Source organism: Pseudomonas sp. St316, from assembly GCF_018325905.1.
In the GTDB taxonomy this organism is placed as follows: Bacteria; Pseudomonadota; Gammaproteobacteria; order Pseudomonadales; family Pseudomonadaceae; genus Aquipseudomonas.
The window spans coordinates 1,311,680-1,336,840 of record NZ_AP021901.1 but is presented as its reverse complement, the minus strand read 5'-3'; the positions used below and the strand labels follow the sequence as shown (position 1 = coordinate 1,336,840).

General features: G+C 58.9%; 18 protein-coding genes and 2 pseudogenes. 7 read left to right on the top strand and 13 right to left on the bottom strand.

The window, feature by feature from the left end; translation table 11 throughout:
- Nucleotides 1–18 precede the first annotated feature (18 nt).
- The 4 genes and pseudogenes from KI237_RS05910 (at nucleotide 19) to KI237_RS05895 (ending at nucleotide 6,217) form a co-directional block, all read left to right on the top strand.
- The gene (locus KI237_RS05910; protein WP_212799180.1) at nucleotides 19–978 is read left to right on the top strand and encodes a cytochrome-c peroxidase; all 960 of its coding nucleotides are present in this window, start codon (nucleotides 19–21) and stop codon (nucleotides 976–978) included.
- Nucleotides 975–2,777 carry a DAHL domain-containing sensor histidine kinase gene (locus KI237_RS05905; RefSeq protein WP_212799179.1) on the top strand — a complete coding sequence of 601 codons (1,803 nt, stop codon included), beginning with the start codon at nucleotides 975–977 and terminating at the stop codon, nucleotides 2,775–2,777. The genes KI237_RS05910 and KI237_RS05905 overlap by 4 nt, the downstream gene beginning before the upstream one ends.
- A pseudogene (locus KI237_RS05900) lies at nucleotides 2,774–4,179 on the top strand (ATP-binding protein). Before KI237_RS05905 ends, KI237_RS05900 begins: the two are co-directional and overlap by 4 nt.
- A gap of 418 nt (nucleotides 4,180–4,597) precedes the next feature.
- On the top strand, nucleotides 4,598–6,217 hold the full coding sequence (locus tag KI237_RS05895) for an FMN-binding glutamate synthase family protein (RefSeq protein ID WP_212799178.1): 1,620 nt from the start codon (nucleotides 4,598–4,600) through the stop codon (nucleotides 6,215–6,217).
- Nucleotides 6,218–6,285: 68 nt separating this feature from the next.
- Here KI237_RS05895 and KI237_RS05890 read toward each other — a convergent pair whose 3' ends face one another.
- From KI237_RS05890 to KI237_RS05875, 4 genes are all read right to left on the bottom strand, one after another.
- Complete coding sequence (locus KI237_RS05890) at nucleotides 6,286–6,690, bottom strand: hypothetical protein (RefSeq protein WP_212799177.1); 405 nt, start codon at nucleotides 6,688–6,690, stop codon at nucleotides 6,286–6,288.
- 50 nt (nucleotides 6,691–6,740) lie between these two features.
- The gene (locus KI237_RS05885; protein ID WP_212799176.1) at nucleotides 6,741–7,799 is read right to left on the bottom strand and encodes a glucosyltransferase domain-containing protein; all 1,059 of its coding nucleotides are present in this window, start codon (nucleotides 7,797–7,799) and stop codon (nucleotides 6,741–6,743) included.
- Nucleotides 7,800–8,178: 379 nt separating this feature from the next.
- Nucleotides 8,179–9,600: an amino acid permease gene (locus KI237_RS05880; RefSeq protein WP_212799175.1), complete on the bottom strand. Its 1,422-nt coding sequence runs from the start codon at nucleotides 9,598–9,600 to the stop codon at nucleotides 8,179–8,181.
- 472 nt (nucleotides 9,601–10,072) lie between these two features.
- On the bottom strand, nucleotides 10,073–10,534 hold the full coding sequence (locus KI237_RS05875; RefSeq protein ID WP_212799174.1) for an REP-associated tyrosine transposase: 462 nt from the start codon (nucleotides 10,532–10,534) through the stop codon (nucleotides 10,073–10,075).
- A 357-nt stretch (nucleotides 10,535–10,891) separates the two neighbouring features.
- Between KI237_RS05875 and KI237_RS05870 the strand changes: the two genes are divergently transcribed.
- On the top strand, nucleotides 10,892–13,999 hold the full coding sequence (locus KI237_RS05870; RefSeq protein ID WP_212799173.1) for a transglycosylase domain-containing protein: 3,108 nt from the start codon (nucleotides 10,892–10,894) through the stop codon (nucleotides 13,997–13,999).
- Nucleotides 14,000–14,059: 60 nt separating this feature from the next.
- Here the strand turns inward: KI237_RS05870 and KI237_RS05865 are convergent, their stop codons facing one another.
- From KI237_RS05865 to KI237_RS05825, 9 genes and pseudogenes are all read right to left on the bottom strand, one after another.
- Nucleotides 14,060–14,551: a CS1 type fimbrial major subunit gene (locus KI237_RS05865; protein WP_212799172.1), complete on the bottom strand. Its 492-nt coding sequence runs from the start codon at nucleotides 14,549–14,551 to the stop codon at nucleotides 14,060–14,062.
- Between the two features lie 124 nt (nucleotides 14,552–14,675).
- Nucleotides 14,676–15,233, bottom strand: a complete 558-nt coding sequence (locus tag KI237_RS05860) for a CS1 type fimbrial major subunit (RefSeq protein WP_249410694.1) — start codon at nucleotides 15,231–15,233, stop codon at nucleotides 14,676–14,678.
- A gap of 29 nt (nucleotides 15,234–15,262) precedes the next feature.
- Nucleotides 15,263–15,757 carry a CS1 type fimbrial major subunit gene (locus KI237_RS05855; RefSeq protein WP_212800563.1) on the bottom strand — a complete coding sequence of 165 codons (495 nt, stop codon included), beginning with the start codon at nucleotides 15,755–15,757 and terminating at the stop codon, nucleotides 15,263–15,265.
- Between the two features lie 215 nt (nucleotides 15,758–15,972).
- On the bottom strand, nucleotides 15,973–16,455 hold the full coding sequence (locus tag KI237_RS05850) for a CS1 type fimbrial major subunit (protein WP_212799171.1): 483 nt from the start codon (nucleotides 16,453–16,455) through the stop codon (nucleotides 15,973–15,975).
- Between the two features lie 44 nt (nucleotides 16,456–16,499).
- A complete protein-coding gene (locus KI237_RS05845; protein ID WP_212799170.1) occupies nucleotides 16,500–17,243 on the bottom strand; it encodes a fimbrial biogenesis chaperone in 744 nt (247 codons plus the stop codon).
- 58 nt (nucleotides 17,244–17,301) lie between these two features.
- A complete protein-coding gene (locus KI237_RS05840) occupies nucleotides 17,302–18,336 on the bottom strand; it encodes a hypothetical protein (RefSeq protein WP_249410693.1) in 1,035 nt (344 codons plus the stop codon).
- 268 nt (nucleotides 18,337–18,604) lie between these two features.
- Nucleotides 18,605–19,860: pseudogene (locus tag KI237_RS05835) on the bottom strand (hypothetical protein).
- Nucleotides 19,861–20,034: 174 nt separating this feature from the next.
- On the bottom strand, nucleotides 20,035–22,569 hold the full coding sequence (locus KI237_RS05830) for a CS1-pili formation C-terminal domain-containing protein (protein ID WP_212799168.1): 2,535 nt from the start codon (nucleotides 22,567–22,569) through the stop codon (nucleotides 20,035–20,037).
- Between the two features lie 126 nt (nucleotides 22,570–22,695).
- Complete coding sequence (locus KI237_RS05825; protein WP_212799167.1) at nucleotides 22,696–23,181, bottom strand: CS1 type fimbrial major subunit; 486 nt, start codon at nucleotides 23,179–23,181, stop codon at nucleotides 22,696–22,698.
- 436 nt (nucleotides 23,182–23,617) lie between these two features.
- On the opposite strand from KI237_RS05825, the gene KI237_RS05820 reads away from it, so the two are divergent.
- Entirely contained in the window at nucleotides 23,618–24,184 is a 567-nt protein-coding gene (locus tag KI237_RS05820) for a PadR family transcriptional regulator (RefSeq protein WP_212799166.1), read from the top strand.
- On the top strand, nucleotides 24,181–24,966 hold the full coding sequence (locus tag KI237_RS05815) for a siderophore-interacting protein (RefSeq protein ID WP_212799165.1): 786 nt from the start codon (nucleotides 24,181–24,183) through the stop codon (nucleotides 24,964–24,966). The genes KI237_RS05820 and KI237_RS05815 overlap by 4 nt, the downstream gene beginning before the upstream one ends.
- Nucleotides 24,967–25,161 lie beyond the last annotated feature (195 nt).

The following is a 25,161-nucleotide window of genomic DNA, read 5'->3' as shown; positions in this document are numbered from 1 at the left end:
TTCAAGGAAAGCATTCCCATGGCGTCACATGGACTGATTCTGGCTCTCGGCCTGCTCGTGGGATCAAGCGTGATCGCTCACGCCGAACCACTGGATGAACCCCTCAAACCCCTGCCACCGGTTCCGGCCCTGGACCCCAAGCGCGTCCAATTGGGGCTGCGGCTGTTCAATGACCCGCGGCTGTCGGTGAACAACACCCTGTCCTGCGCCAGTTGCCATCGCCTGGACAAGGGCGGCGCCGACGACAAGCCGCTTTCCCTGGGCTTCGACGGCAAGCCCGTGGCGGTCAATACACCCACCGTGTTCAATGTCGGCCTGAACTTCCACCAGTTCTGGGACGGCCGCGTCGACACCTTGGAAGAACAGGTCAACGCGGTCGTGACCAGCCCGGTGGAAATGGGCAGCACCTGGGAGTCGGTCGTCAAGCGCATCGCCGACGACCCCGGCTATGCCAAGGACTTCAAGGACGCGTACCCCGATGGCGTGACCAAGCCCAATATCCAGGGCGCACTGGCGGATTACGAGCGTACCTTGCAGACACCCAATTCGCGCTTCGATCAATACCTGCTGGGCAATACCGACATCCTCACGCCCCGTGAGAAGTTCGGTTACCAGCGTTTCAAGGAGTACGGCTGCATCGCTTGCCATCAAGGCGTGAACATCGGCGGCAACATGTTCCAGAAGTTCGGCGTCATGGGCGACTACATCAAGGACCGGGGCAACCCCACCCAAGCCGACGAAGGACGCTACAACATTACCGGCGATGAAGCCGACCGCCAGGTCTTCAAGGTGCCCAGCCTGCGCAACGTGGCTGTCACCGCCCCGTATTTCCATGACGGATCGGCGCCGACCCTGGAACACGCGGTCGAAGTCATGTTCAAGTACCAACTGGGGCGTGAGCCGCTCAAGAACGATACGACCCTGATCGTCGAATTTCTCAAGACCCTGACCGGTGAATCGGAGGGCAAGCCCCTATGACAACTCTCCGTCGCCTCGGTCTTGCGTTCATCGGCCTGTTGCTGGCTTCAGTCCTGCTGTTCATGTACATCAATTCGGGGGCCCAACAGGCCGCTTCGTACATCGAGTCACGGGACCTGATCCGCCAGCTCAAGCAGCAAGACGCCATCTGGGACAACGAGGTACTCAAGTCGCGGATCGCCCTGACCCACAACTACGACCCACTGGTCTCGCCCCTGCATGAAATGTCGCGCCTGTGGCAACGTCTCGACGCCATCGAATCGGAGCCTGGGCGCCACCAGCCATCACTCTGGGAAACCCAACGCGATGGGTACCTCAAGGCGGTCAAGGAAAAAACCCGGCTGGTGGAACAGTTCAAATCCCACAACGCGGTGCTGCGCAATTCCATGGCGTTCCTGCCCGCCGCCGAAGACGACATCCAGTCCCAATTCGCCCGGCTGGCTGACACCGAGCGGCTGCAGCTGCAAAATGTCGCCATCGACACCTACGACCTGTTGCTCAGCAGCATGGAATTCGCCCAGCTCAGCACCGCGGAGATCGCTGCCGAAGTGCTGCTGGGCCTGAACCGGCTGGACGTCAACAAGGAGCGCATGCCGCAGGGGCTTCAAGGCCCTGTTGACATCCTGAGCAGGCACATCGCACTGATCCTGCGCGAACAACCACGGGTCAATGAGCTGCTGCAGGGCATCGAAGCGATCCCCCTGGCCAACCGCCTGGACACCATTTCCGACCTGCTGGAGAAAGACCAGAGCAAAGCCGCAGTCAAGTACCAACGTAACCACATCTACTTGCTGGTATTCGCCACGGTTTTGGTATTGATATTGATCTGGTTGGCGCTCCGGCTGGTGCGCAGCTTCGCCGAGATCAAAAGGGTCAACAATGCCCTGCAAACCGCCAACGATGAGCTGGAACAACGGGTCGAAGAACGGACCCGCCAGCTCAAGGACACCCAGAGCGAGCTGATGGACACCGCCCGCCAGGCCGGCATGGCGGAGATCGCCACCAACGTGCTGCACAACGTCGGCAACGTCCTCAACAGCGTGAACATCTCCGCCGACCTGATCAGCCGCAAACTGCGCAGCAGCAAGACCGTGGGGCTGGGCAAGGCGATGCAACTGATCAACGAACACGCCGATAACCTCGGGTACTTCCTCACCCAAGACGAAAAAGGCAAGTTGTTGCCCGGCTACCTCAACCAACTGGTCGAGGCCATCGCCCTTGAGCAGCAGGGCCTGACCGACGAACTGGCCCAGTTGAGCAAGAGCGTGGACCACATCAAGGACATCGTCTCCACCCAACAATCCTATGCCGGGGCCAACAGCCTGCTGGAACCCTTGGTGGTCAGTGAGCTGCTCGAAGATGCCCTGCGCATGAACTCGGGCGCCCTGACCCGTCACCATGTTACGGTGATCAAGGAATACGGCGAAGTGCCGCGGATCATGGGCGACAAGCATCGCTTGCTGTTGATTCTGATCAACCTGATCAGTAATGCCAAATACGCCATGGCGGGGGTTTCCAATCATGCGCGGAACATGACCCTGAAGGCCGACGTCGTCGATGGCCAGACCTTGCAAATCAGCGTCAAGGACGAAGGCGAAGGTATCCCGGAGGAAAACATGACGCGCATCTTCGCCCACGGTTTTACCACGCGTAAGGAAGGCCACGGTTTTGGCCTGCACAGCTGCGCACTGGCGGCCATTGAAATGAACGGCCACCTCACCGTCCACAGTGAGGGGCCAGGAAAAGGGGCGACGTTCCAACTGCAGGTGCCCCTGAAACTCGCAGAAGGTGAACCATGAATAGCATGAGTAACCGCCGCATCCTGTTGATCGACGATACACCCGCCATTCATGAAGATTTCCGCAAGATCCTCACCCCAGAGGATGAGAGCAACACGGACTTGCAGGACATGGAAAGCGCACTGTTCGGCGCTGCGCCAAAACCTGTCGCCACCGTGTTCGAACTTGACTCGGCCTATGGCGGGCAGGAGGGCTTGAACAAGTTGCTGGAGGCATCGGCAAAAGGGCGTCCTTATGCCCTGGCCTTTGTCGACATGCGCATGCCCGAAGGCTGGGATGGCGCCAAGACCATCGAAGAACTCTGGAAACGCGACCCGTTGCTGCAAGTGGTGGTCTGCACCGCCTATTCGGATTATTCCTGGGATGAACTGCTCGACCGTCTGAACGGCCATGACCGCTTGTTGATCCTGAAAAAGCCGTTCGACAACATCGAAGTCCAGCAGATGGCCAACACCCTGACCACCAAATGGGAAATGACCTCCCGTGCGCAATTGAAAATGAACAAGCTCGAAGACCTGGTGGAACAACGCACCCAGGCGTTCAAACAGGCCAGCGAGCTGCTGCAAATGGAAATCGACGAACGCAAGATGCTGGAAACCCAGCTGGTGCAATCGGAAAAGCTCGCCTCGCTGGGCCAGTTGGCGGCCGGGGTGGCTCACGAAATCAATAACCCGATCGGTTTCATTTCTTCCAACCTGGGGGCGTTGGACGGCTACTTCGGCAAACTCCAGGAAATGCTCAGCGCCTACGGCAACGCCGAGGGGGCCATCGCCTCGCCGGAACTGGTGGTGCACTTGCGCAAGCTGCGCGAACAGGTGGAGCTGGACTTCCTCGTCGAGGACATCCCCCTGCTGATCAAGGAGTCCAAGGATGGCATTGGCCGGGTCGGGCAGATCGTCAAGGACCTGAAGGACTTCTCTCGCGTCGACTCCAGACAGGAATGGCAAATGGCTAATTTGCAACAGGGTATGGATTCGACGCTGAACATCGTCGCCAATGAAATCAAGTACAAGGCCGACGTGGTCAAGGAGTACACGCCGTTGCCGGAGGTGGAATGCCTGCCGTCGCAGATCAACCAGGTGATCATGAACCTGATCGTCAACGCCGCCCAGGCCATTGGCCCCGAGCGCGGCACCATCACCCTGCGCAACGGTGTCGGTGATGAAACCGTGTGGATCGAAGTCGCCGATAACGGCTCGGGCATCCCCCCGAAACCCTGCAGAAAATCTTCGACCCGTTCTTCACCACCAAACCCATCGGCCAGGGCACGGGGCTCGGGCTATCGTTGTCCTACGGCATCGTGAAGAAGCATAACGGCGAGATCACCGTACGCAGCGAAGTCGGCGTCGGCACCACCTTCCGCGTGGAATTGCCGGTGCGGCAGATGAAGCAGGCGAGTTGAACAACGCCTCTGTGAAGCTGTGAAGCTGTGAATCTGTGAATCTGTGAATCTGTGAAGCTGTGAATCTGTGAATCTGTGAATCTGTGAAGCTGTGAAGCTGTGAAGCTGTGAATCTGTGAATCTGTGAATCTGTGAATCTGTGAATCTGTGAATCTGTGAATCTGTGAAGCTGTGAATCTGTGAATCTGTGAAGCTGTGAATCTGTGAATCTGTGAATCTGTGAATCTGTGAAGCTGTGAATCTGTGGGAGCAAGGCTTGCCCGCGATGGGGGCGACGCGGTACTCCAGAAACCGAGGCGCCCCCATCGCGAGCAAGCCTTGCTCCCACAACAACCCCTCGCCACAGGGTTGCCCGCCGTTTCGCTGTCGGCGCAGAATGCCTGCGCCGCCTCGCCAATCGCTCCCCCAAGGAAACCGCATGAGCCTGTCCCTGCTGAGCCGTTACGCCTTCTTTGCCGGCTGCGTCCTGTTCACCCTCGCCAGCCTGCCTTTCCTGCAACACGACTGGCTCTGGCCGATCACGCTGGTGACCGGGCTGTTGAGCCTGCTGGGGGTGTTCGACCTGTTGCAAAGCCGCCACGCCGTGCGTCGCAACTACCCGATCCTGGGCAATATCCGCTACCTGGTCGAAGGCATTCGCCCGGAGATCCGCCAATACCTGCTCGAATCCGACAGCGATGCCCTGCCCTTCTCCCGGGCCCAGCGTTCGCTGGTGTATTCCCGGGCCAAGAACGAAAGCGCCGACAAACCGTTCGGCACCTTGATCGACGTCTACCAGGCCGGCTTCGAATTCATCGGCCATTCCATGCGCCCGGCCCCGCTGAGCGACCCTAGCGGTTTTCGCGTGTCCGTCGGCGGCCCGCAATGTACCCAGCCGTACTCGGCATCGGTGTTCAACATCTCGGCCATGAGCTTCGGCTCCTTGAGCGCCAATGCAATCCGGGCGCTGAACCAGGGCGCCAAGCTGGGCAACTTTGCCCACGACACCGGCGAAGGCAGCATCAGCCCCTACCACCGCGAACACGGCGGCGACCTGACCTGGGAGCTGGGCAGCGGCTATTTCGGCTGCCGCACCAGCGACGGGCGCTTCGACCCGGAGCGCTTCGCCGCCCAGGCGCAGGATCCACAAGTGCGGATGATCGAAATCAAGATGAGCCAGGGCGCCAAACCCGGCCACGGCGGCATCCTGCCCAAGCACAAGGTCACCCGGGAAATCGCCGAAACCCGGGGCATCCTCATGGGTGAGGACTGCGTATCACCGTCCCGTCACAGCGCGTTTTCCACGCCCATCGAGTTGATGCGATTCGTGCAGCAATTGCGTGAGCTGTCCGGCGGTAAACCGGTGGGTTTCAAGTTTTGCCTGGGCCACCCGTGGGAATTCATGGGCATCGCCAAGGCCATGCTGGAAACCGGGATCCTGCCCGACTTCATCGTGGTGGACGGCAAGGAAGGCGGCACGGGCGCGGCGCCGGTGGAGTTCACCGACCACATCGGTGTGCCGCTGCGCGAGGGCCTGCTGTTCGTGCACAACACCCTGGTGGGCCTGAACCTGCGGGACAAGATCAAGCTCGGCGCCAGCGGCAAGATCGTCAGCGCCTTCGACATCGCCAGCGTGTTGGCCATCGGCGCCGACTGGGCCAACGCCGCCCGGGGCTTCATGTTCGCCATCGGCTGCATCCAGTCCCAAAGCTGCCACACCAACAAATGCCCCACCGGCGTCGCCACCCAGGACACCCTGCGCCAGCGCGCCCTGGTCGTCCCGGACAAGGCCCAGCGGGTCTACAACTTCCACCGCAACACCCTCAAGGCCCTGGCCGAAATGCTCGCCGCCGCCGGGCTCGAGCACCCGTCGCAATTGCAACCCAAGCACCTGGTGCGGCGCATGTCGGCCACTGAGATCAAACTGTTTTCACAGTTGCATGTGTTCTTGAAGCCGGGGGAATTGCTGACAAGTGAGGTCAATGGGGCGTTTTATTCGCGGATGTGGCAGATGGCGCGGGCGGATAGTTTTGAGCCTTTGGAAGCGGGGGCTGCGTAGCGGTAGGTTGATTGCTGCTTGGGCATGGAGTAATCCCCGTATAGGGATTGCTCCAGCAGATCGCGCCATCACCAAGGGTCATCCATATATTTTTCCGAATCGACAATGTCTTTCATGACGATGAAATCACCTGCCTCAGTGATGTAAATGGAATAGAACTTTCTATCCACGACACGCTTGGACGTTTTGCTGGAGGACATGGCCGTCTCGAAGACCTCCCTTGTGCGGCCATCGACATTATTGATACCCAGCCTCGGAAAAAACTGCGGATGTAACAGCTCACTGGCGTTGCTCAAAATATACCTCAGCACCGGCATATAGCTCATTGCCGGGTGCCCCTGGGGCAACCAGTTCCCGTCTGTTCGGGGTCCGATGAAGAACAAGACCTTGCTCGCTCTCAGCTCATCTGTTGCGACTATGTCATAAGCGATGAATGTAGCCAGGGTAGTTTCAAGTTCTTTCTTTGCGATCATGACTTGCCCATAGGCATAACAAAGTGAGTACATACACAATACCGGAATAACTAAAAAAACCCGCAACCCACCCCAAACACGCCCCAGGCATTCATAATTAAGCAGAAATAGAAAAAACAACACGCCTGAGAACCCCAAAAATACCTGGCAAAAATATTTTTTTCCTCCAGAAACAATATAGCGCCGGGCACCCCAATGATCAGCACTGGGATCACACACAGGTAAGCGACCAAAACCAGAAACCTATCTGTTCGACCACCCTCCAATATAAAAATATTCCTGCCCAGCCTTATGAAGGCTATACCGGCCACAAGCAGAATCAAAACAGAAAAATAAAAATTTCCCGGATTAATAAGTTCTACAACCCTGTCCACCGAAAACAAAAACCTTCCACTTATCACCTCAAACCACTGTTGACCAACCGGTATAAGCCCCCCTCGCGAAACAACGAACAGCTGAAAAGCTGTCAGGTAATATATAAGCCCTCCCCCTGCGAGTTGTAAGCCACGCTGCACCAGGCCGAGCAGCACCGCTCGCGCATGTTTTTCATTCCGCACATTCCATACGCATTCCACAAAGCACAAACTTATAAACACCGTGACCGTCAGTTGATAAAGACTCAACATAACGGCCAGTAGCAGCGCCGACAATGCCCCTCGAAAATAAACACCGCCCACCTGACAAGTCAATGCATAGATAGCAGCCGCCACCGAAAGCATCATTCCAGGCCCATCATACTGATAACTGATATTTCCCAAAAAAAATGGATTGCACAACATGGGAAGCGCAATCAAACATGTAGTCCATCGTGGCTGAGAGAAAAACCAAAACGTCAATAGACACATCGCATGAGCTATCACAACGGTAGCAATCAATAAAGGAAGTGGAAATATATTGATGGATGCATTATTGAAGGCCAAAAATTTTGTCAACCCCTCAGCCAGCACTCTGCCTTGATTCCTCCAGGCTTCGTCCGCCCATAAAAGCGCTCGCCAGTTGTCATCTATATAGGCGTAATCAGCATTAATAAAAGGAAACACATAGAGCAGAGAAGCCAAAACAAAAAACCCGAACACTTCTCCTTTGCTTAATATTTTCTCAGCCCACATAAACTGGCACCTCCATGAACCGAACCCTGCTTTACCACTTTACTTATTCCCCGACCCTATCCTTGACTACATGCCGGGGCCGACGTTTAGTTTCCAAGTAGATCATCAGCGGATTGGTATTTCAGGCGATATTTAATCTATCGACCCGTCGATACGCCGTCTACTGTAAGAACTAACAGGTGCCGGGGTGACCTGGGGAAGGGTTTATTTGTGGCGATACAAGGCGCCCAGCGACTATCGCATAGGGGACGGCCGTTCATAGGACGCTCCCCTGCCACACCACTCGGCACGCGATCCCCACCGGGCGGTTTGAGAGACACGCACTACAAAAAAAGCCCCGATCATCCGATCGGGGCTTCTTTCTTACCGCAATGTCAACCTACGAAGCCGAACGCACCGAACCCTGCACATCCCCCGTCGGCTGCAACTTGAAGGTATAAAACAACACCGTCAACAACACCAGGAACGCCGGCCCTACGTACAGCGCCACCCGTGTATCCGGGAAGTACGCCATCAGGCCCACCACCAGCACCAGGAAGGCCAGCGCCAAGTACGAGCTGACCGGGTACAACCACATGCGATATTTCAACGCGGCACGCTCGCAAGGGCTCAGGCCTCTGCGGAACTTGAGCTGGGCCAGCAGGATCATCACCCAGGTCCAGATCGCGCCGAAGGTGGCGATGGAGGTCACCCAGACGAAGACCTTTTCTGGCACCAGGTAATTGAGCAGCACGCCCAGCAGCAGCGCACCGATAGACAGCAGCAGTGCGCGGCGCGGTACGCCGTTGGCCGAGGTCTTGGCGAAGCCGGCCGGGGCCTGGCCGTTCTGCGCCAGGCTGTAGAGCATGCGCCCGGTGCTGAAGATGCCGCCATTGCAGGACGACAACGCGGCGGTGATCACCACGAAGTTGATGATGCCGGCGGCGGTCTTGATGCCCAGGCGCTCGAAGGTCATCACGAACGGGCTGCCCTGGGTGCCGATCTCGTTCCACGGGTAGATCGACAGGATCACGAACAGCGCGCCAACGTAGAACAGCAGGATTCGCCAGAACACCGAGCCGATGGCGTTAGGGATGGTTTTCTGCGGGTTCTTCGCCTCACCGGCTGTCAGGCCGATCATCTCCACGCCCAGGTAGGCGAACATCACCATTTGCAGGGACATCAATACGCCGGACACGCCGTTGGGCATGAAGCCGCCGTGGGTCCAGAGGTTGGAAATGCCCAGGGCCACGCCATCGTTACCGAACCCGAAGGCGATGATGCCGACGCCACCGATGACCATGGCGATGATGGTGACGATCTTGATCAGGGCGAACCAGAATTCGAACTCACCGAAGGCCTTGACCGCGATCAGGTTGATCGAGCCCATGCTGACCAACGCGGCCAGGGCCCAGATCCAACGGGGAACGTCAGGAAACCAGATGCCCATGTACACCGCCACGGCGGTGATCTCCGCCACGCAGGTCACCAGCCACAGGAACCAGTAGTTCCAGCCGGTGAGAAAACCCGCCAGCGGGCCGAGGTAATCCTGGGCATAGCGGCTGAACGAACCGGCCACCGGATTGTGCACGGCCATTTCGCCGAGGGCGCGCATGATCACCAGGATCGCCAGGCCGCCCAGGATGTAGGACAGCATGATCGCCGGGCCGGCCATTTCAATGGCTTTGGCCGAACCGAGGAACAGCCCGACACCGATGCAGGCACCGAGCGCCATCAGGCGGATATGCCGCTCACCGAGCTCACGTTTGAGCGGACCACCCTGCGTGGTCTCGCCATGGGGCAGATGATTGCCGACAGGCATAGGGGTAACCTCGTCTTGTTATTGGATTAGCCACCGAGTGTCCAAAGCCACAGGCCGGTAAGCCTGCCGCCTTGCCGAAACCGGGCCTGCCTTATGGGCAGACCGTCCTTTGGGACACCAGCCCCAGGATCGGTGGGCCATGCAGTATAAGAAGCCAGGGATAGAGAGATTCACTGTAAAACGGGATTAATTCAGGGAAAGCCTCAAAAAAAGCCGTTCTTTTGGAGATGCATTAACTACGATTACAGGAAATTCAGTGGGATAAACGTGGCGGAGTATTGCACAGGGATACGCGCTACGTCATGACCGTAATGCGACCTCTTCAAGGCTCTAGCACAAGGCTCTTGAACACTCTCAACCTGTGGCGAGGGAGCTTGCTCCCGCTCGACTGCGCAGCAGTCGCAGGCAAAGCCAAAAAGCCGGGGGTGGCTTCGCCCCCCAGCGGGAGCAAGCTCCCTCGCCACAAAAGCACTTAGAGCCATGTCGCATCCCAGAGCGGGTAATCGCCAATGCGATCCACCAACCCTGCGCGAAGAGGGTTGGCAATGATGTAGCGGGCGAAAGGCCGCAGGTCGTCGTTGTCGCGAATCGCGCGGTCATGGAAACCGCTTTGCCAGAAGGCACCCTTCCTGTCCATTGCTCGGTTGATTGTGAGGGTGCTGCGGGACTTGACCCTCTGCATCACCTGCATGAGGTCAGCTTGCTCTAGCTGCACAAGCCAATGCAGGTGATCCGGCATCACAACCCAGGCCAGCGAATTGACCTGGCCTCGCTCATGAGCCTGACGCATTTCTGCCACCAACAAGCGGCCCAGTCGCCAGTTCCTGAAGATCGGTATGCGTTGGTGAACAACCGTAGTGACGAGGTAACCTCGCCCCGGTTCCGAAGAGCGTCCGCGACGCAAGCGATGGGAGTTTGGACGTGGGGGCTGCATTCCTTGGCTTCCTGAGTTTAGGGGATCTACTTACAGTAGCCTCGCCCGTGACGATCCGACGCGATGACGGTTGAGCGACTTTTCCGAAAACAACGTAGTACCCGTGGCGAGGGAGCTTGCTCCCGCTGGGGGGCGAAGCCGCCCTCGCTTTTCAACTGCTGAAATTCTTCAGCCATGCCGCCGTTGCGTCTGCTGCGCAGCCGAGCGGGAGCAAGCTCCCTCGCCACATAAGCCCTTCACTCAAAGGCATTGCCCTGCGTCCCGGGCCACCGAGTCGACAATTTCCCCTCCCCCCCGCCAACCACCGTCTAAGCTTCAAGCAAGTCCGATCAATCTGCGTGAATGGATCAGTCGACTATGGGCGCTTTGTGGCAAACCGATTCGAATGAACCTGTGGTCCCAGCTGAACGTATGGAAGAAGCGCCTTTACCTCAAAAAAAACGCCGCGTACGGCATGGCTGGCGGGCATTCTGGTTGTTGCTGCTGATTATCATCGTGGTGGTCGGCCTGGCGGTGGCCAAGGAGATGCGCACCTCCCAGTTTCAGGCCCGGGAGATCAGCAAGTACGCCACGTCCCTGAGCTATGCGGTGCAGCCGGGGCCCAGCGATGCCATCGTCTACCCGGGTGCAGGCCCGTTCGACCGGCGCTTGGGCTACAGCGCGCTGGGGGAGTTCCTGCCGCGCCTGCTCAAGCGCGACTACGTGATCCAGGGCCAGGCGCGGTTCTCCCCGGCCCTGATGGGCTACGTCGAAAAAGGCCTGTTCGTGCCCTATGCGGAAAAGATCCAGGCCGGGCTGACCATCACCGATTGCCGCGCGGCGCCGGTCTATCAGTTCAAGTACCCGCAGCAGTTGTACGCCAGTTTCGACGCGATCCCGCCGGTGGTGGTGCAAAGCCTGCTGTTCATCGAGAACCGTTTCCTGCTCGACCCCAAGCAACCCTTGGCGAACCCGGCAGTGGACTGGCCGCGCTTCGGCATGGCGGCGTGGTCGCAGGTGGCCAAGTTGTTTAGCCTGCCGGGGCAGTCCGCCGGCGGCAGTACCCTGGCGACACAGCTGGAAAAATACCGGCACTCTCCCGAGGGCCTCACCGTGTCGGGCGGGGAAAAAATTCGCCAGATGATCTCCGCCAGCGTGCGGGCCTATCAGGCCGGCCCGCAGACGCTCGAAGCCCGGCAGCGGATCATCCGCGACTACCTCAACAGCGTGCCGCTCTCGGCTGTGCCGGGGCACGGTGAAGTCCATGGCATGGCGGAGGGCTTGCGGGTCTGGTACGGCGCCGATTTCAACCGGGCCAATGAACGCCTGTTCAGTGCCGCCAACGACCCCAAGAGCCTGGCGGAAAAAGGCTTGGCCCTGCGCGAAATGCTGTCGCTGATGATCGCCCAGCGCCGCCCGTCCCATTACCTGTCCAAGGGCCACGATGAGCTGGCGCGCCTGACCGACAGCCACATCCGGCTGTTGGTGCAGAACGGCGTGATCGATGCGGCGTTGTCCGAGGCGGCCCTGGCGAGCCAGGTCAGCTATCGCGACTGGGTCCAGGACCCGACCGTCCAGCCCAACGAAACCAACAAAGGCATCAGCGCCGCCCGCAGTCGCCTCGCCACCCTGCTCAATCGTCCGCTGTACGACCTCGATCGCCTCGACCTCTCCGCCACCAGCACCTTGCAAAGCGACTTGCAGGCCCAGGCCACCGACTACCTCAAGCGCTTGGCCGACCCGGCCTTCGCGACCGAGATCGGCCTGATGGGCGAACGCCTGCTGACCCCCACCAGCACCACCCAGGTGCGCTACAGCTTCACCCTGCTGGAACTGACTCCCGATGGCTCGCGCGTGCGGGTGCAGACCGACAGCACCGACCAGCCCTTCGACATCAACGAAGGCAGCAAGCTGGAACTGGGTTCCACCGCCAAGTTGCGGGTGCTCACCACGTATCTGCAGATCATCGCCGAGCTGCACGAGCGCTATGCCCAGCAAACCCCGGCGGCATTGAAGAAAGTCGACATCGCCGAGCCGGACCGCCTCTCGCGCTGGGCGGTCGACTACCTGATCCAGAACACCGACCACAGCCTGCCGAAGATGCTCGAAGCGGCGCTGGACCGCACGTACTCGGCCAGCCCCGGCGAGGCGTTCTTTACCGGCGGCGGGCTGCACACCTTCCACAACTTCCGCAGCGAAGACAACGGTCGCAACCCCACGCTGCGCGATGCCCTGCGCGAGTCGATCAACTTGCCCTTCATCCGCCTGATGCGCGACCTGGTGCGCTACGCCACCTATGCCGGCCCCAACAACAGTTCCGAGCTGCTCAAGGACGACCAGGATCCGCGCCGCCAGGAGTACCTGGCCCAGTTCGCCGACCGTGAAGGCACCTCGTTCCTGCTCAGGTTCTGGAAGAAGTACCAGAAAAAAGACACCAGCCAACGGCTAGAGACCTTCCTCGACGGCATGCGCCCCACCGCGATCCGCCTGGCGGCGGTGCACCGTTATTTCTTTCCCGGCGACAGCCAGGAGAGCTTCAACCTTTTCGTGCGCTCGCACCTCAAGTCGGTCAAGAACCCCGAGAAACTCACCGACGAACGCCTGGAACGGCTCTACCAGAGCTACGGCCCCGGCGCCTACGACCTGCCGGACCAAGGCTTCATCGCCAAGGTCCACCCGCTGGACCTGTGGCTGATGGGTTACCTGCTCAACAACCCCGACGCCAAGTTCAGCCAGATCGTCAAGGCCAGCCAGTTCGAGCGCCAGGAAGTCTACAGTTGGCTGTTCAAGAGCAAGCACAAGAGCGCCCGCGACGGTCGCATCCGTACCATGCTGGAGATCGAGGCGTTCCTGGATATTCACCAGCGCTGGCAGAAAGTCGGCTACCCGTTCGACCACCTGGTGCCGTCGCTCGCCACCGCCATCGGTAGCTCAGGCGACCGCCCCGCCGCGCTGGCGGAACTGGTGGGGACGATCCTCAACGACGGCATCCGGCAACCGGCGCTGCGGGTCGACAGCCTGGACTTTGCCGTCGGCACCCCCTATGAAACACGCCTTCTTAACGATCCGGATAACGGCAAGCGGGTGATGCCAGCCGAGGTGGCCCAGGCCCTGCGCGGTGCGCTGTCCCAGGTGGTGGATGCCGGCACCGCGAAACGCGTGGCCGGCAGTTTCAAACTGGCCGACGGTACGCCGCTGGCCATGGGCGGCAAGACCGGCACCGGCGACAACCGTATCGAAGCCATCGGTGCCGGGGGACGAGTGATCAGCTCCAAGGCCATCAACCGCACCGCCACTTTCGTGTTCTACATCGGCGACAGCCATTTCGGCACCCTCACCGCCTTCGTCCCGGGGGCTTCGGCGCAGAACTTCAAGTTCACCTCAGCCCTGCCGGTGCAAGTGCTCAAGGGGATGGCGCCGATTCTCTCGCCTTACTTGCAACCGGGGAGTCATACCCAGTGCAAGCCGTTGGTGGCACGGCAATGAGCTATAGCGCCATAGGGATCATGTATCGTGGGCGAGGTCTTTTATTCCCACGCTACTCGATCAGAGGGTTACACGGGGTACCGCATCGAAGATGACAGTGAAGTTCCCGGTGTACAGGCCAGGATAGCGAGGGATGGGCCAATGATTCGCATGGATGAACATCTCCACCTGGGTCCCTGGCGTGGATGTGGCGTCATCCACTACTTCTTGAGGCACCTCGTTCAACAATACGTCGTTGAACAAGACACGCAGAGGTATGAGCACGGTACCATTAGACAAAACAGAGCGTCCCTCAAGGTAGGCATGAACCGAGCCATCGGTATTCTTCACATCAAAGGTCTGGCGTATGGAGCTCAAATCGTAACTTACCGGGTTGTAATACATGTATTCATCTTTACCAAAATCCGGATTGCGTGGCTGCACATGAAACTGTTTATTAGGAATATTCGCAGTAATATGAATTGGCGCCAGTGCGTCATCGGCAGCGAATACCAAAGAGGTATTCAAGGCACCGGCAGCCAGTACTGTCGCGCAGAGTATTTTTTTAAACATGTTCAATTCCTGTTGATAGCATTTTAAGAAAAAATGCACGCCAGCCTAAACCGACTGCACCTTTTAGCATTTGGCCTGCCTTGCAGGCCGACGGGACCACGCCGATGTGCCACGGCGCAGTGAGTTACAGGGTCACCCTAGGGACCGCATCGAAGATCACGGTGATATCTCCAACGTACAAACCTGTATGTTTGGAAGAGACCGGGAACGGCGTGTAGATGAGCATCTCAGCCGTCATACCCGGTGTGGACGTGGCGTCGTCCACCACTTCCTGCGGCGATTCGTACAGATAGACGTTGTTGAACGCGACGAGGAGGGGTATCAGATATTTGCCATACAGCACGGGAGTCCTTTCAACGTAAGCATGAACCGAACCATCGGTGTGCTTCACATCGAAGAGCTGGCGCACAGGGGACAATTTTCTAGTTACAGGATCGAAATGCATGACCTCGTTCTTACCGAAGTCCGGATCCCGTGGCACTACATGAAATTGCTTGTTCGGAATATTCGCGGTGATATGGATGGCTGCGTGCGCATCATCAACTGCCAATACCCACGAAGGGTTCAGTGCTGCAACGACCATAGCCGTTACGAACATTATTGTTTTATACATATTTGTTCTTCTGATTAATAAACGAAGTGCAGAATCCCCGTACTGCGGGCTAGAGGGAACGGTCTGCACACCGATGCCTCATGACGTGGCGCAGTGAGTTACAGGCTGACCCTAGGCACCGCGTCATAAATCACGGTGAATTGGCCGGTGTACAAGCCTGGGTGGCGGTCGACCGACATGGCGTTGGAACGAATGACCATCTCGGCCTGGGTACCTGGCGTGGACGAGGCATCGTCGACGACTTCTTGAGGCACGCCATTGAGATAGACGCCGTTGAACGTCACGCTCAGGGGGATGAGATCCCAGCCATTGCTCAGAATGGCCCTGCCCTCCTGAATGTAGGCATGGATCGAGCCATCGGTGTGCTTCACATCAAAGGTCTGGTGCAAAGAGCTCAATTGATTCTGCACAGGGTTGTAATGCATCACCTCGTCCCTGCCAAAGTCCGGGTTGCGGGGCTGTACATGAAATTGCTTGTTTGGAATGTTCGCGGTGATATGGATGGATGAGCGTGCATCATCAGCCGCCAACGCCCATGAAGGACTCAGGACCGCAACGCCCAAGGCCATAACGGTCATCATTTTTTTTAACATGCTTGACACCTCTTCTGAGTAATAAAACGAAAGACAGATTCCGTGGCGAGTGGATTTAGCGAAACGTTGCACCGCGCAGCAGCTCCTCCAAAAACCAGGCAGTGCGGTGCTGCAGATAAACCGCGTCAGCTGTGTGACGACCGCTTCGCAGCCGAGCGGGGATAAATCCCCTCGCCACGGAAGGCGTATGCCCTGACGCCTACAAGTCACCTGGCTCACGGTGCAATGGCATCGAACACCATGTGCACCGTGCCGTAGTAATCACCGGTCCTATAGCCGTCACCCGGCTTGATCGCGGCGATTTCCAGGGGCACCTGGCGTCCGGGCCGGGCTTCGAGAGCAGACACCACCTGAGTCGAGTCCAGGGTCAATTCGACGTCGTTGAACTTCACCCTCAAGTCGATACGCTCACGGCCATTGGACAGATAAGCCTCCTCTCCCAGGCGCGCACCGATGGCCCCGTTGCTGTTCTTCACCTCGTAGGTGGCACGCAGCGGGCTGAGCTCGCTGGTGACGGTGCTGAAAGGCAAGCGTTGCTCACGCTGGACCAACTGCGGGTCGAGGGGCAGTACATAAAAATCGATCGTCGGGATGGTCACGTGGAGTTCGAACGTTTCCCGCTCGACCGCGCCCCAGGCCCATACCCAGGGCAGCATCAGGGCGGTCAACGCGAGCGGGGGTAGCAGTGTCTTGGACATATTGATTACCTGTGGCGTCTGGGACGGTTCGGCGACGGCAACCGTCAACCCTTGATCTCGACGGCTTTGCTCTTGCCGCCCTCGATCAGCGTGAAGCGATATTCACGCCCCGCCTCCTTGTCGAACGAAAACGTGCGACCGGCCATGACGTGGTGTTTGGTGGTCGGCCGGCAGTCGTTTTCTTTCTTCACTACGCAATCCTTGAACTCATCGATCACCACGACGCTGTTGCCGTTGTTGCGCACCACGTAACGATTGGCGCTGTCATCGACGAGCGTCTCGAAACGGGTGTTCTTGGGCCGCACGAAAAACACCGTGCCGTAGCCCGCCAGGACCTTGACCCCTGCCGCCACGCGCTCTTTCTTGTAGGCTTCGCGCTCCTCGGCGCTGACGGCAAATTCATCCTCGGCTTCGGGTACCACCGGCACGAAACGCACTCGGAAGTAACGCTCCTTGTCGCGGTTGCCCATGAACAGCAACCGGGTGCCCTGCATGCCGTTGGCCGGCACGATCAGGCGCGCCGGGCTGGCCATCAGGCCATCCTTGGCCGTGGCATTGGCCTGGTCCTGCAGGGGCACTTCCTGGTAGCTGCCATCTTCGTTGTAGACAATCTCCAGAATGTTGACCTTGACGAATGCCGTGGAGGTGCCCCCGTTGAACACACGCTTCATGTAGGTGCTTTTGTCTCCGTCGAGGTAGTCGTAGACCACCCCGACACCAATCTGCGGCCCGGCCTGGGCCACGCCGCAAAACAGAAGAAAACCAACCCATGCCAATAGATGCTTCATCACTTCAAACCTCATGTATTAAACGCAACTCACTGAACATTGCCGGACGGCACGCCACTCAAACCTCTGAATCCCAGATCACCGTGACGCCGCCGGTATAGGTGTCGGGCTCACGGTCCAGCATCGCGGAGACACTGGCGGTGCGGATCTGGAAATGCAGGGTTCCGGTCTTGCGGTCGATGTACCGGATCGGGAGAAATCGAACAGGATTGGCAAAGCCAGCGACGGGCACCGTGTGGCGATTGACCGGTTGCCCGTTGGGATGGGTCAAACCGTCGGGCAGCGAGACATAGACATCCACCGGGTAATAAATGGCGGAACCGGCTGCCGTGACACCGCACTCGGTGCCTGCCATGTAGCGACACTCAAGCCTCATCGTGAAAGGTGAAGACGTCGAGATCAGGAACGGATGGTCGCGAAACAGCACCGTGGGTTTGCTGCCATTGCTCAACCAGGCTTTCCAGCCCTCTCGAGGCTCCAATTCCACCTGGTTGCCTCCCGGTGGAATCTCGACTTTGAGGACGTGTTCGACGTCCAGTGTGAAATTGAGTGTGAGCGCCGAATCGTTGGGGATCACGACGTCACCGAAGTCAAAATCCTGGCCCGGCCCGATGCCGAACGTCAGCGAGCCCCGGTACTGCCCACCGGCCATTTTCAAAGGATTGGGTGTGCGCAGCTCGTAGGCAAAACTCAGGTCCTGGTACTGGAACCGAGGAATCAGATAACGGGCCGGTTTGGCACACGCTTCTTCTGTCGGGGTCCTCCAGAAGAACCAGGCGTGGGAAATGCTGGCTCCCTGTCTCACACAGGGCGTCGGGGCTTGCCACCAGGTCGAACCGAAAATCATGTTATAGGCGGTTTCGTCACTCACGCCGCCACCGACAATGTCAGTCGGATTGGGCGTCAGCCCGATCGCCCCGCCCATTGCGACCACGCGCAACTCAAGCATTTCGGTATGGCCTGTCCCTGCATGGGTCACCTGTACGGTACGCCAGCTGGCCGGTGCCTTGAGCATCGCCCCCTGGCGGACATCTTCATGATTGGCCTGGATCGGCCCGCCTGAAGCGCCCGTGCCCAATCGCAGACTGAACATCCCTGCCGATTGGCACTGCGCGGCAAACTGCTCGCAATAGCCGCTGTTTCGAGTGGTGTTGACAAACTTATTCTCTTGGGGCTTGGCGCTATCGGCTCTGAACTGCGCTGTTATGTCCAGAGTGGCGGCATCGACAGTTGGCAAACAAGCCAACCAAACGGTGGCAGCCATACCGCTTGCGAGTGTTCTTGAGAATTTCATCTACGCAACCTCATGCATCAGGGCAAGTCCTGGCGGGGAAAAGCAGCCGTTGAACAAACCAGGGGTTTTAAACTTCCGAATCCCAAATCACGGTGACGTTGCCGCTATACGCCTTGGCGCCATTGCCAAGCATCTCTTCAACAGCGCTGCGGCCCACTTCGAAGTGCAGGGTTCCTGATCGGCGCTCGATGTAAAAACCCGGCTGGAACAGTTCGGTGCCACTGCCGTCACGCAGTAACCGGCGACGGTTGACCGGCTGGCCGGCGGCGTCGGTCAGGCCATCGGGCAGGCTGACGCTGACGTCCACCGGCACGGCGTGGCCGGTGTCGGTTTCTGCGACCGCGCAGGTATTGCCGCTGACGTATTGGCATTCGAGCGCCATCTTGAAACGCGAGGAGGCCGAGATATGGAAGCGTTGGTCACGCAACAGCCGCGTTGGTTTGCGCCCGCTGTTGAGCCAGACTTGCCAGCCTTCCTGGGGCTCCAGATCGACCCGGTTGCCGCCGGGGGGGACTTCGACTTTGAGGGTGTGTTGGACTTCGAGATTGAAATTGAGGGTGATGGTCGAATCGTTTGGGATCATGACATCGCCCATGTCGAAGTCTTGTCCTGGCCCGACGGTATAGTTCAACGTCCCCGTGTAATGACCGACAGACATCTTCAAGGGGTTGGGTGTGCGCAATTCGTAAGCGAAATCCAGATAGTTGTACTTTAGTTCCGGTATCAGGAATTTGGCTTGTTTGTTACAAGAGCCTGCCTGTGGCGTCGTCCAGAAAAATGTGTACCAATGCGTACTGTAGTAACCAACACCAGTCTGACGGCATGGAGCAGGTGCATATACCCAACTGCCGCCCCAGAGCCTGAAATGCGCCGTGACAAGGTCCACGCCCCCCCCACCAGATCAATAGGATTCTCGTTGAGGCGATATTGCGAACCCACACCGGATATTCGTATTTCAACCTCTTCACTTTCACCAGTGCTTGAATTGTTTACTGTTACAGGACGCCAATCGGTGGGCATCCTGAACATGGCGCCCTGCCGACTATCCACATGATTAGCCTCGATAGGCCTGGACGAATTAAAAATAATGGGCATTCGAATACTGAACATATTCGTGCTGGCACATTGCGCGGAATACTGGGCGCAATACCCACTCACTGGCGTGGTATTGGTGAACTTGTTCTCCGTAGGTTTTGCAGGATCGGGCCGAAAAAGCGCACTGATCTCTTGCGTCAGTGCACTGGCCGTTGTTGGACCAGCAAGAAGCGAGGCAAACAACAACACCGAAGCCACACCACGCCCTGCCGCCGATAAACATTTCATTAATACAACCTCATACATCAAGACCAATCACTACAAACAGGGGGTGAGAATCATCTGTGGGAGCAAGGCTTGCCCGCGATGCAGGCGCCTCGATTTCCCGGTTAACCGCGTCATCGTTCATCGCGAGCAAGCTTTGCTCCCACACTTTCATGAGCAAGCTTTGCTCCCACCGCTTCACGAGCGCTGTTTCGCACTGTCGGCCCCAGGAATCGTCGTATCGGCCAGGCTGTCCGGCGTGCAGCGCAAGTCGCCGATCATCAACACATCGCCTTCGCGGTCGGCGTTGTCCGGGTCGAGGCGGAAGCGGCAGAACAATTCGCTGCCGTAGCGCACCTCCAGGGTGGGCGAGCTGGCATTCATTTCCATGGAGAAGAACCCGTCCGCCTCGCTGACACCGCGGCTGGCGTGGTTGATCACGTGATGGCCCCTGAGCGGTTCGCCCTGTTCGTCCACCAGGCGCCCGAGCACGGTCACGGTTCTCATCACCTGGATCTTGCGGTAGTCCACGCCCCCTTTGTTCAGGTGGTAACGGGTGCGTGAAGGCTCGATATTCGCCGCCGGCGGATGCACGCCGTCGAAGTCGAAGGTCACCATGCTGTTTTTGTAGGCGGTGATGGGGACGAAGTTACGGCCCGGGCGCAATGCCGTGCTGCCACCGGTCAAGTCGTCGGCGCGCAGGGCGACATCGTCCAGGTCGGTTTCCACGTCGACGATCATCCCCGCGCCGCGCCCTTGGGGCAGGCCGGTGAAGGCGGCTTTCTGGCCGCCCACGGCGACGGTGCTGGTCAGGTTCAAGCCGCCGGTCAGGTTGTCGTTGTAGGAAGAGCGCTGGACGAAACCATCGCCATAGAGCGAATCGGTCATGAAACTGGCGATGCCAGACATGCCCACGCCGTAGGTGTCGGCCAGCGCGGTCGCGGAGACACTTTGCAACACGTGATCCTGCAGGTCCCGGCGATAGGTCAGCGAGGCATTGTGGTCCCGGTCCCCGTCCCGCGATGTGCGGGTACCGATGCTGCCCGACCAGTACTCGCCCGGCCCGCCCAACGCGACACTGATGCTCAGGTCGACGCCGCGATTGCGCCGCTCGGCGGTGCTCGACGTACCGGGGCGGTCAAACACCGACAGCCGCCAGTTGGCATCGCTGCCACGCAGCTTGCCGCGCTGGGTCCAGCCCAGGTCCAGCCCCGTGCCCTGGACGTTGCCTTCGCTGTAGGCCAGCCGTCCATTGATGGAGGTCTTGTTGCTCAAGCGATGGTTGACCGACAACGAAGAGTTGCTGGTCTGGCCGACGAACACATTGCGCTGGCGAACGCGGGTGCCGTCCGCCAGGGTTTCATAGGTGTTGCGGGTGTCCAGCCAGCTGCGGTTGTGGCTCGCCACGACACTGCCGTGGCCGTAGCTGTACAGACCCTGGATGTCCATGCCGGTGCCGTACTGCTGGGTCTGATAGACGTTGGCGTACAGGCTGGTGTTGCTGGCCAGCGTCCAGTCCACCGAAGTGCCCACTTGCAGTTTGTCCTGCACTTGGCGCGTGGAGGCGCCGAGGATCACCCGGGGATGCAGCAGGTAGTTGAACCCCACACCTGCCGTAGTGAAACCCGAGGGCTGGTCTTCCCAATTGCTCCACAGCCTGGTTTCGCGTCCGGCGAACAGGTTGTAGCGCCAGCGGTCCTCGAAATTGCTCCAATTATTGGGCTTGTAGACCAGCTCCTGGCTGGTGGCGGTGGTTTGCCCGTCCTCGATCAACCGCACTTCCACTTCATAGATGCCGCCGGGCAAGGGCCGGGTGTCCAGGCTCTGCAAGCCGGCGCTGACCGCCTGGGTATTGATCAACAGGCCGTTACGATAGATCTCCACCGAAGCCTGACGGCTGGCGGTGACGTAAATGGGGTAGACACTGGGCTTGGGATTTTCCATCACCAGGCTGTCGGAGCTGCCGTACATCACGCCGAGGGCGGTGTCCGGGTTGGCACCGAACGAACGGATCTGACGGTTCAAGCCATCGGAACTGGGGGTGAAATAACCCAGGCGCAAGAAACTCCCTTCCAGCTCCCGTTGGGTGTAAAGCTCATGGACGGCGTGGTACAGCTTGTCGTCCGGGCCGCCAAGGCGCGAAAGCTGGAGGTCCATTGACTGGCTCCAGTTGCCGAGGCTGGAACTGGCGTTGAGGCCATAGCGCCCGCCCGTGTCCTGCTCCTGGCCGCCATTGATATTCAGTTGGTTGTTGAAGATCAGGCCGAGGCTGCCGCCGTCCGGCTGATCGTGATAACGCTTGATTTCGTTGGCTCGTTCCACGTCCCTGGTCAGGATCGACACCAATGAGTTTTCCAGACTGTAGTGCACAGCCAGCAGTCCGGACGGGCATTTGCCTTCACAGGCGCCCAGCTTTTGTCCTTGCTTGAGATGCTGCTCCCATTGCTCGCGCTCGACAGCTTTTATCGGGCTGTCCTGCGTGTCGTTGAATTCGAGCAGGGTAATACGATCATCCCGGGTCAAGACCACCATGGCTTCACCGAGGTACTGTTGATTGAGTTCGACACGAACCGCCAAAGGCACATCGAAAAAGTGCGATTCAAACTCAGCCGGCAACCCCTTGGCCTGGGCCAGCAGGCTTCTGGGTGTGGTACCGGGGGCAGTCGGCGCAGCCAATGCACTCGCGCACAAAAAGAGCGCGAGGGCACCCGCGATGGGTGTCATCGGAAACATCAACGGATTCTCATAATCAGCGAACGATCAGGGCGTTTCAGGTGCGGGCCGCCCGGCGGGGGAGCGCCGGACGGCCTGCGGCAATGCCCGTTAAACGAGGTGAAACTCAGCGGGCATCGAACGGCATCACGGGCGCGGCACGGCGTCGAAGATCACGGTCATGTCGGTGGTGTACAGGCCGTTCTGGGTGTCCAGTGGCTTGGCCGCGACGATGGTCATGTCAGCCTGGGTACCTGGAGTGGAGGTTGCATCATCCACCACTTCCTGAGGCAGGGCGGACAGGGTGATGCCGTTGAACTTGGTGGTCAGGGCAATGGCATCACGACCGTTGTAAAGCGATGCCGGGCCACCCTCGATGTAGGCGTGGACCGAACCGTTGGTGTTCTTCACGTCGAAGGTCTGGCGCAACGAAGTCAAGGTGCCGCTGACCGTGTTGTAGCTCATGACCTCGTCTTTACCGAAGTTCGGGTCACGTGGCAGCACATGGAATTGCTCGGTCGGAATGTTCGCAGTGATGTGGATCGAGGAGCGAGCATCGTCGACGGCGAACGCCGCCGAAGAACTCAGGGCAGCAGCGACCAGAGCAGTACCGGATACGAATTGTTTGAGCATGTTGTTAACACCTGTTCTTGGCATAAATAGAGAAGGGTTGTAAGTGCTGCCAGACAACAACTTTGGCTGCACTTCCAACGCCGGGCATGATCGGCTCTCTTTAACTAAAAAAAAGCAGGCAATTTCCCACAAGCTTGTAGTAAATGCGGCATACAAATGCGCGAAAAATACCCACCCATATATAAAATTTAAGTTTGTATGTCAGAAACGGCCCACATACTCAGCAGCGCCGCGGCATTGCTCATTGTCAAGAAAAAACGACTGTAGAAACCCATCACCCGCCTACCCGCCACATTCAGGTAAGGTCTTGCTTCATTACAAGTAGCCGTCACAAAATTAGATATATCTTAGTTGCAGCAACTGCCCACACTCAAAGATATATCACATGGCGAAAGTTATATCTCAATACTTTCTTATGCAGAACGGAGAACCGCATATGACCGTCCCTTATTCCCCCCACAAACGCGAACACGACGGTTTCGAACGCCTGGCCGGGCGCGAGCGTGGCAGTCGCGGCCCCCGGGTCTTTGCTTCCGGCGACCTGAAACTGCTGGCTTTGGCATTGATTGCCGAACAGCCTTGCCACGGCTATGACCTGATCCGCCGGATCGAGAACATGTTCGACGGCGCCTACAGCCCCAGCCCCGGCGTGATCTACCCGACCCTGTCGTTCCTGGAAACGAGTGCAATGGTCAGCTGCGGCGTCGACGATGGAAAAAAATGCTACAGCTTGACCGAGGCCGGACGTCTATCACTTGAGGAACAGGCCGAGGCGCTGGACGAGGTGCGCACGCGCATTGAAATCAGCAAGCGCACCTTGCGCGGCCCTGATCGGCCCCCGGAAATCCATGAAGCGGTGTATAACCTGCGGCATGCGCTGCAAAAGCACCCGGGCCACTGGAGCCCGGAAGAAATCCGGCGGGTGCGCGACCTGCTCAACGACACTGCTCAAGCCATTATCGACGGCCCTGACCGTCCACCCGTCTCGGAGTCAAGCCAATGACCGAAGTCGATCCAAACACCATCCACCGCGTCACCCACGAGATCAAACGCCGTCGCCTGCAAGTGTTGCGGGTGCAAGACCTGACCCCACGCATGCGCCGCGTCACCCTCGGGGGGCCGGAACTGGCCGGGTTCGCCAGCCTGGGCACGGACGATCACGTCAAGCTGCTGTTCCCGCAGAACGCCGAGGAACACGCTGCCCTGGAAAACTTCAGCCCCAGCGCCGGCAAAACCCAGGGCCCGATGCCCGAGATGCGCGACTACACCCCGCGCCGTTATGACCTGGACAGCCTGGAGCTGGACATCGATTTCGTGCTCCACGGCGACGGCCCCGCCGCGACCTGGGCGGCCCAGGCAGCGCCCGGGCAATACCTCAACATCGCCGGGCCACGGGGCTCGATGATCGTGCCGGACATCTTCGACAGCTACCTGCTGATCGGCGACGAAACCGCCCTGCCCGCCATCGCCCGCCGCCTCGAAGGGCTGACGCCGAACCGCCGCGCCCTGGTGGTGGTGGAAGTGGAGAATGGCGCCGAGCAACAGATCCTCCACAGCCCGGCGCAGGTCCACGTGATCTGGGTCCTGCGCGAAGGCCGCCGGGACAACCTGCTGACCACCGTGCAACACCTGGAAATGCCCGGTGGCAAGCTATATGCCTGGGTCGCCACCGAGAGCAAGGTGTCGCGGCAGATTCGCAAGGTGTTGCTGGAGGAGAAAGGCTTGGACCCGGATTTCCTGAAGGCGGTGGGGTATTGGAAGGCAGAGGGCAGTGACGAAGATTGAGGGACTGGCGGTGGCTGAAGTACCCTTCATCCATTGACTGAACACAACCCTCTTTGGGAGCAAGGCTTCTGTGGGAGCAAGGCTTGCCCGCGATGAAGACAATGCGGTCTTTCAGAAATCGAGTCGCCTGTTTCGCGAGCAAGCTTTGCTCCCACAGGTCTGTCGCTGTCCTTTAATGTTTTGCATGACAACTCC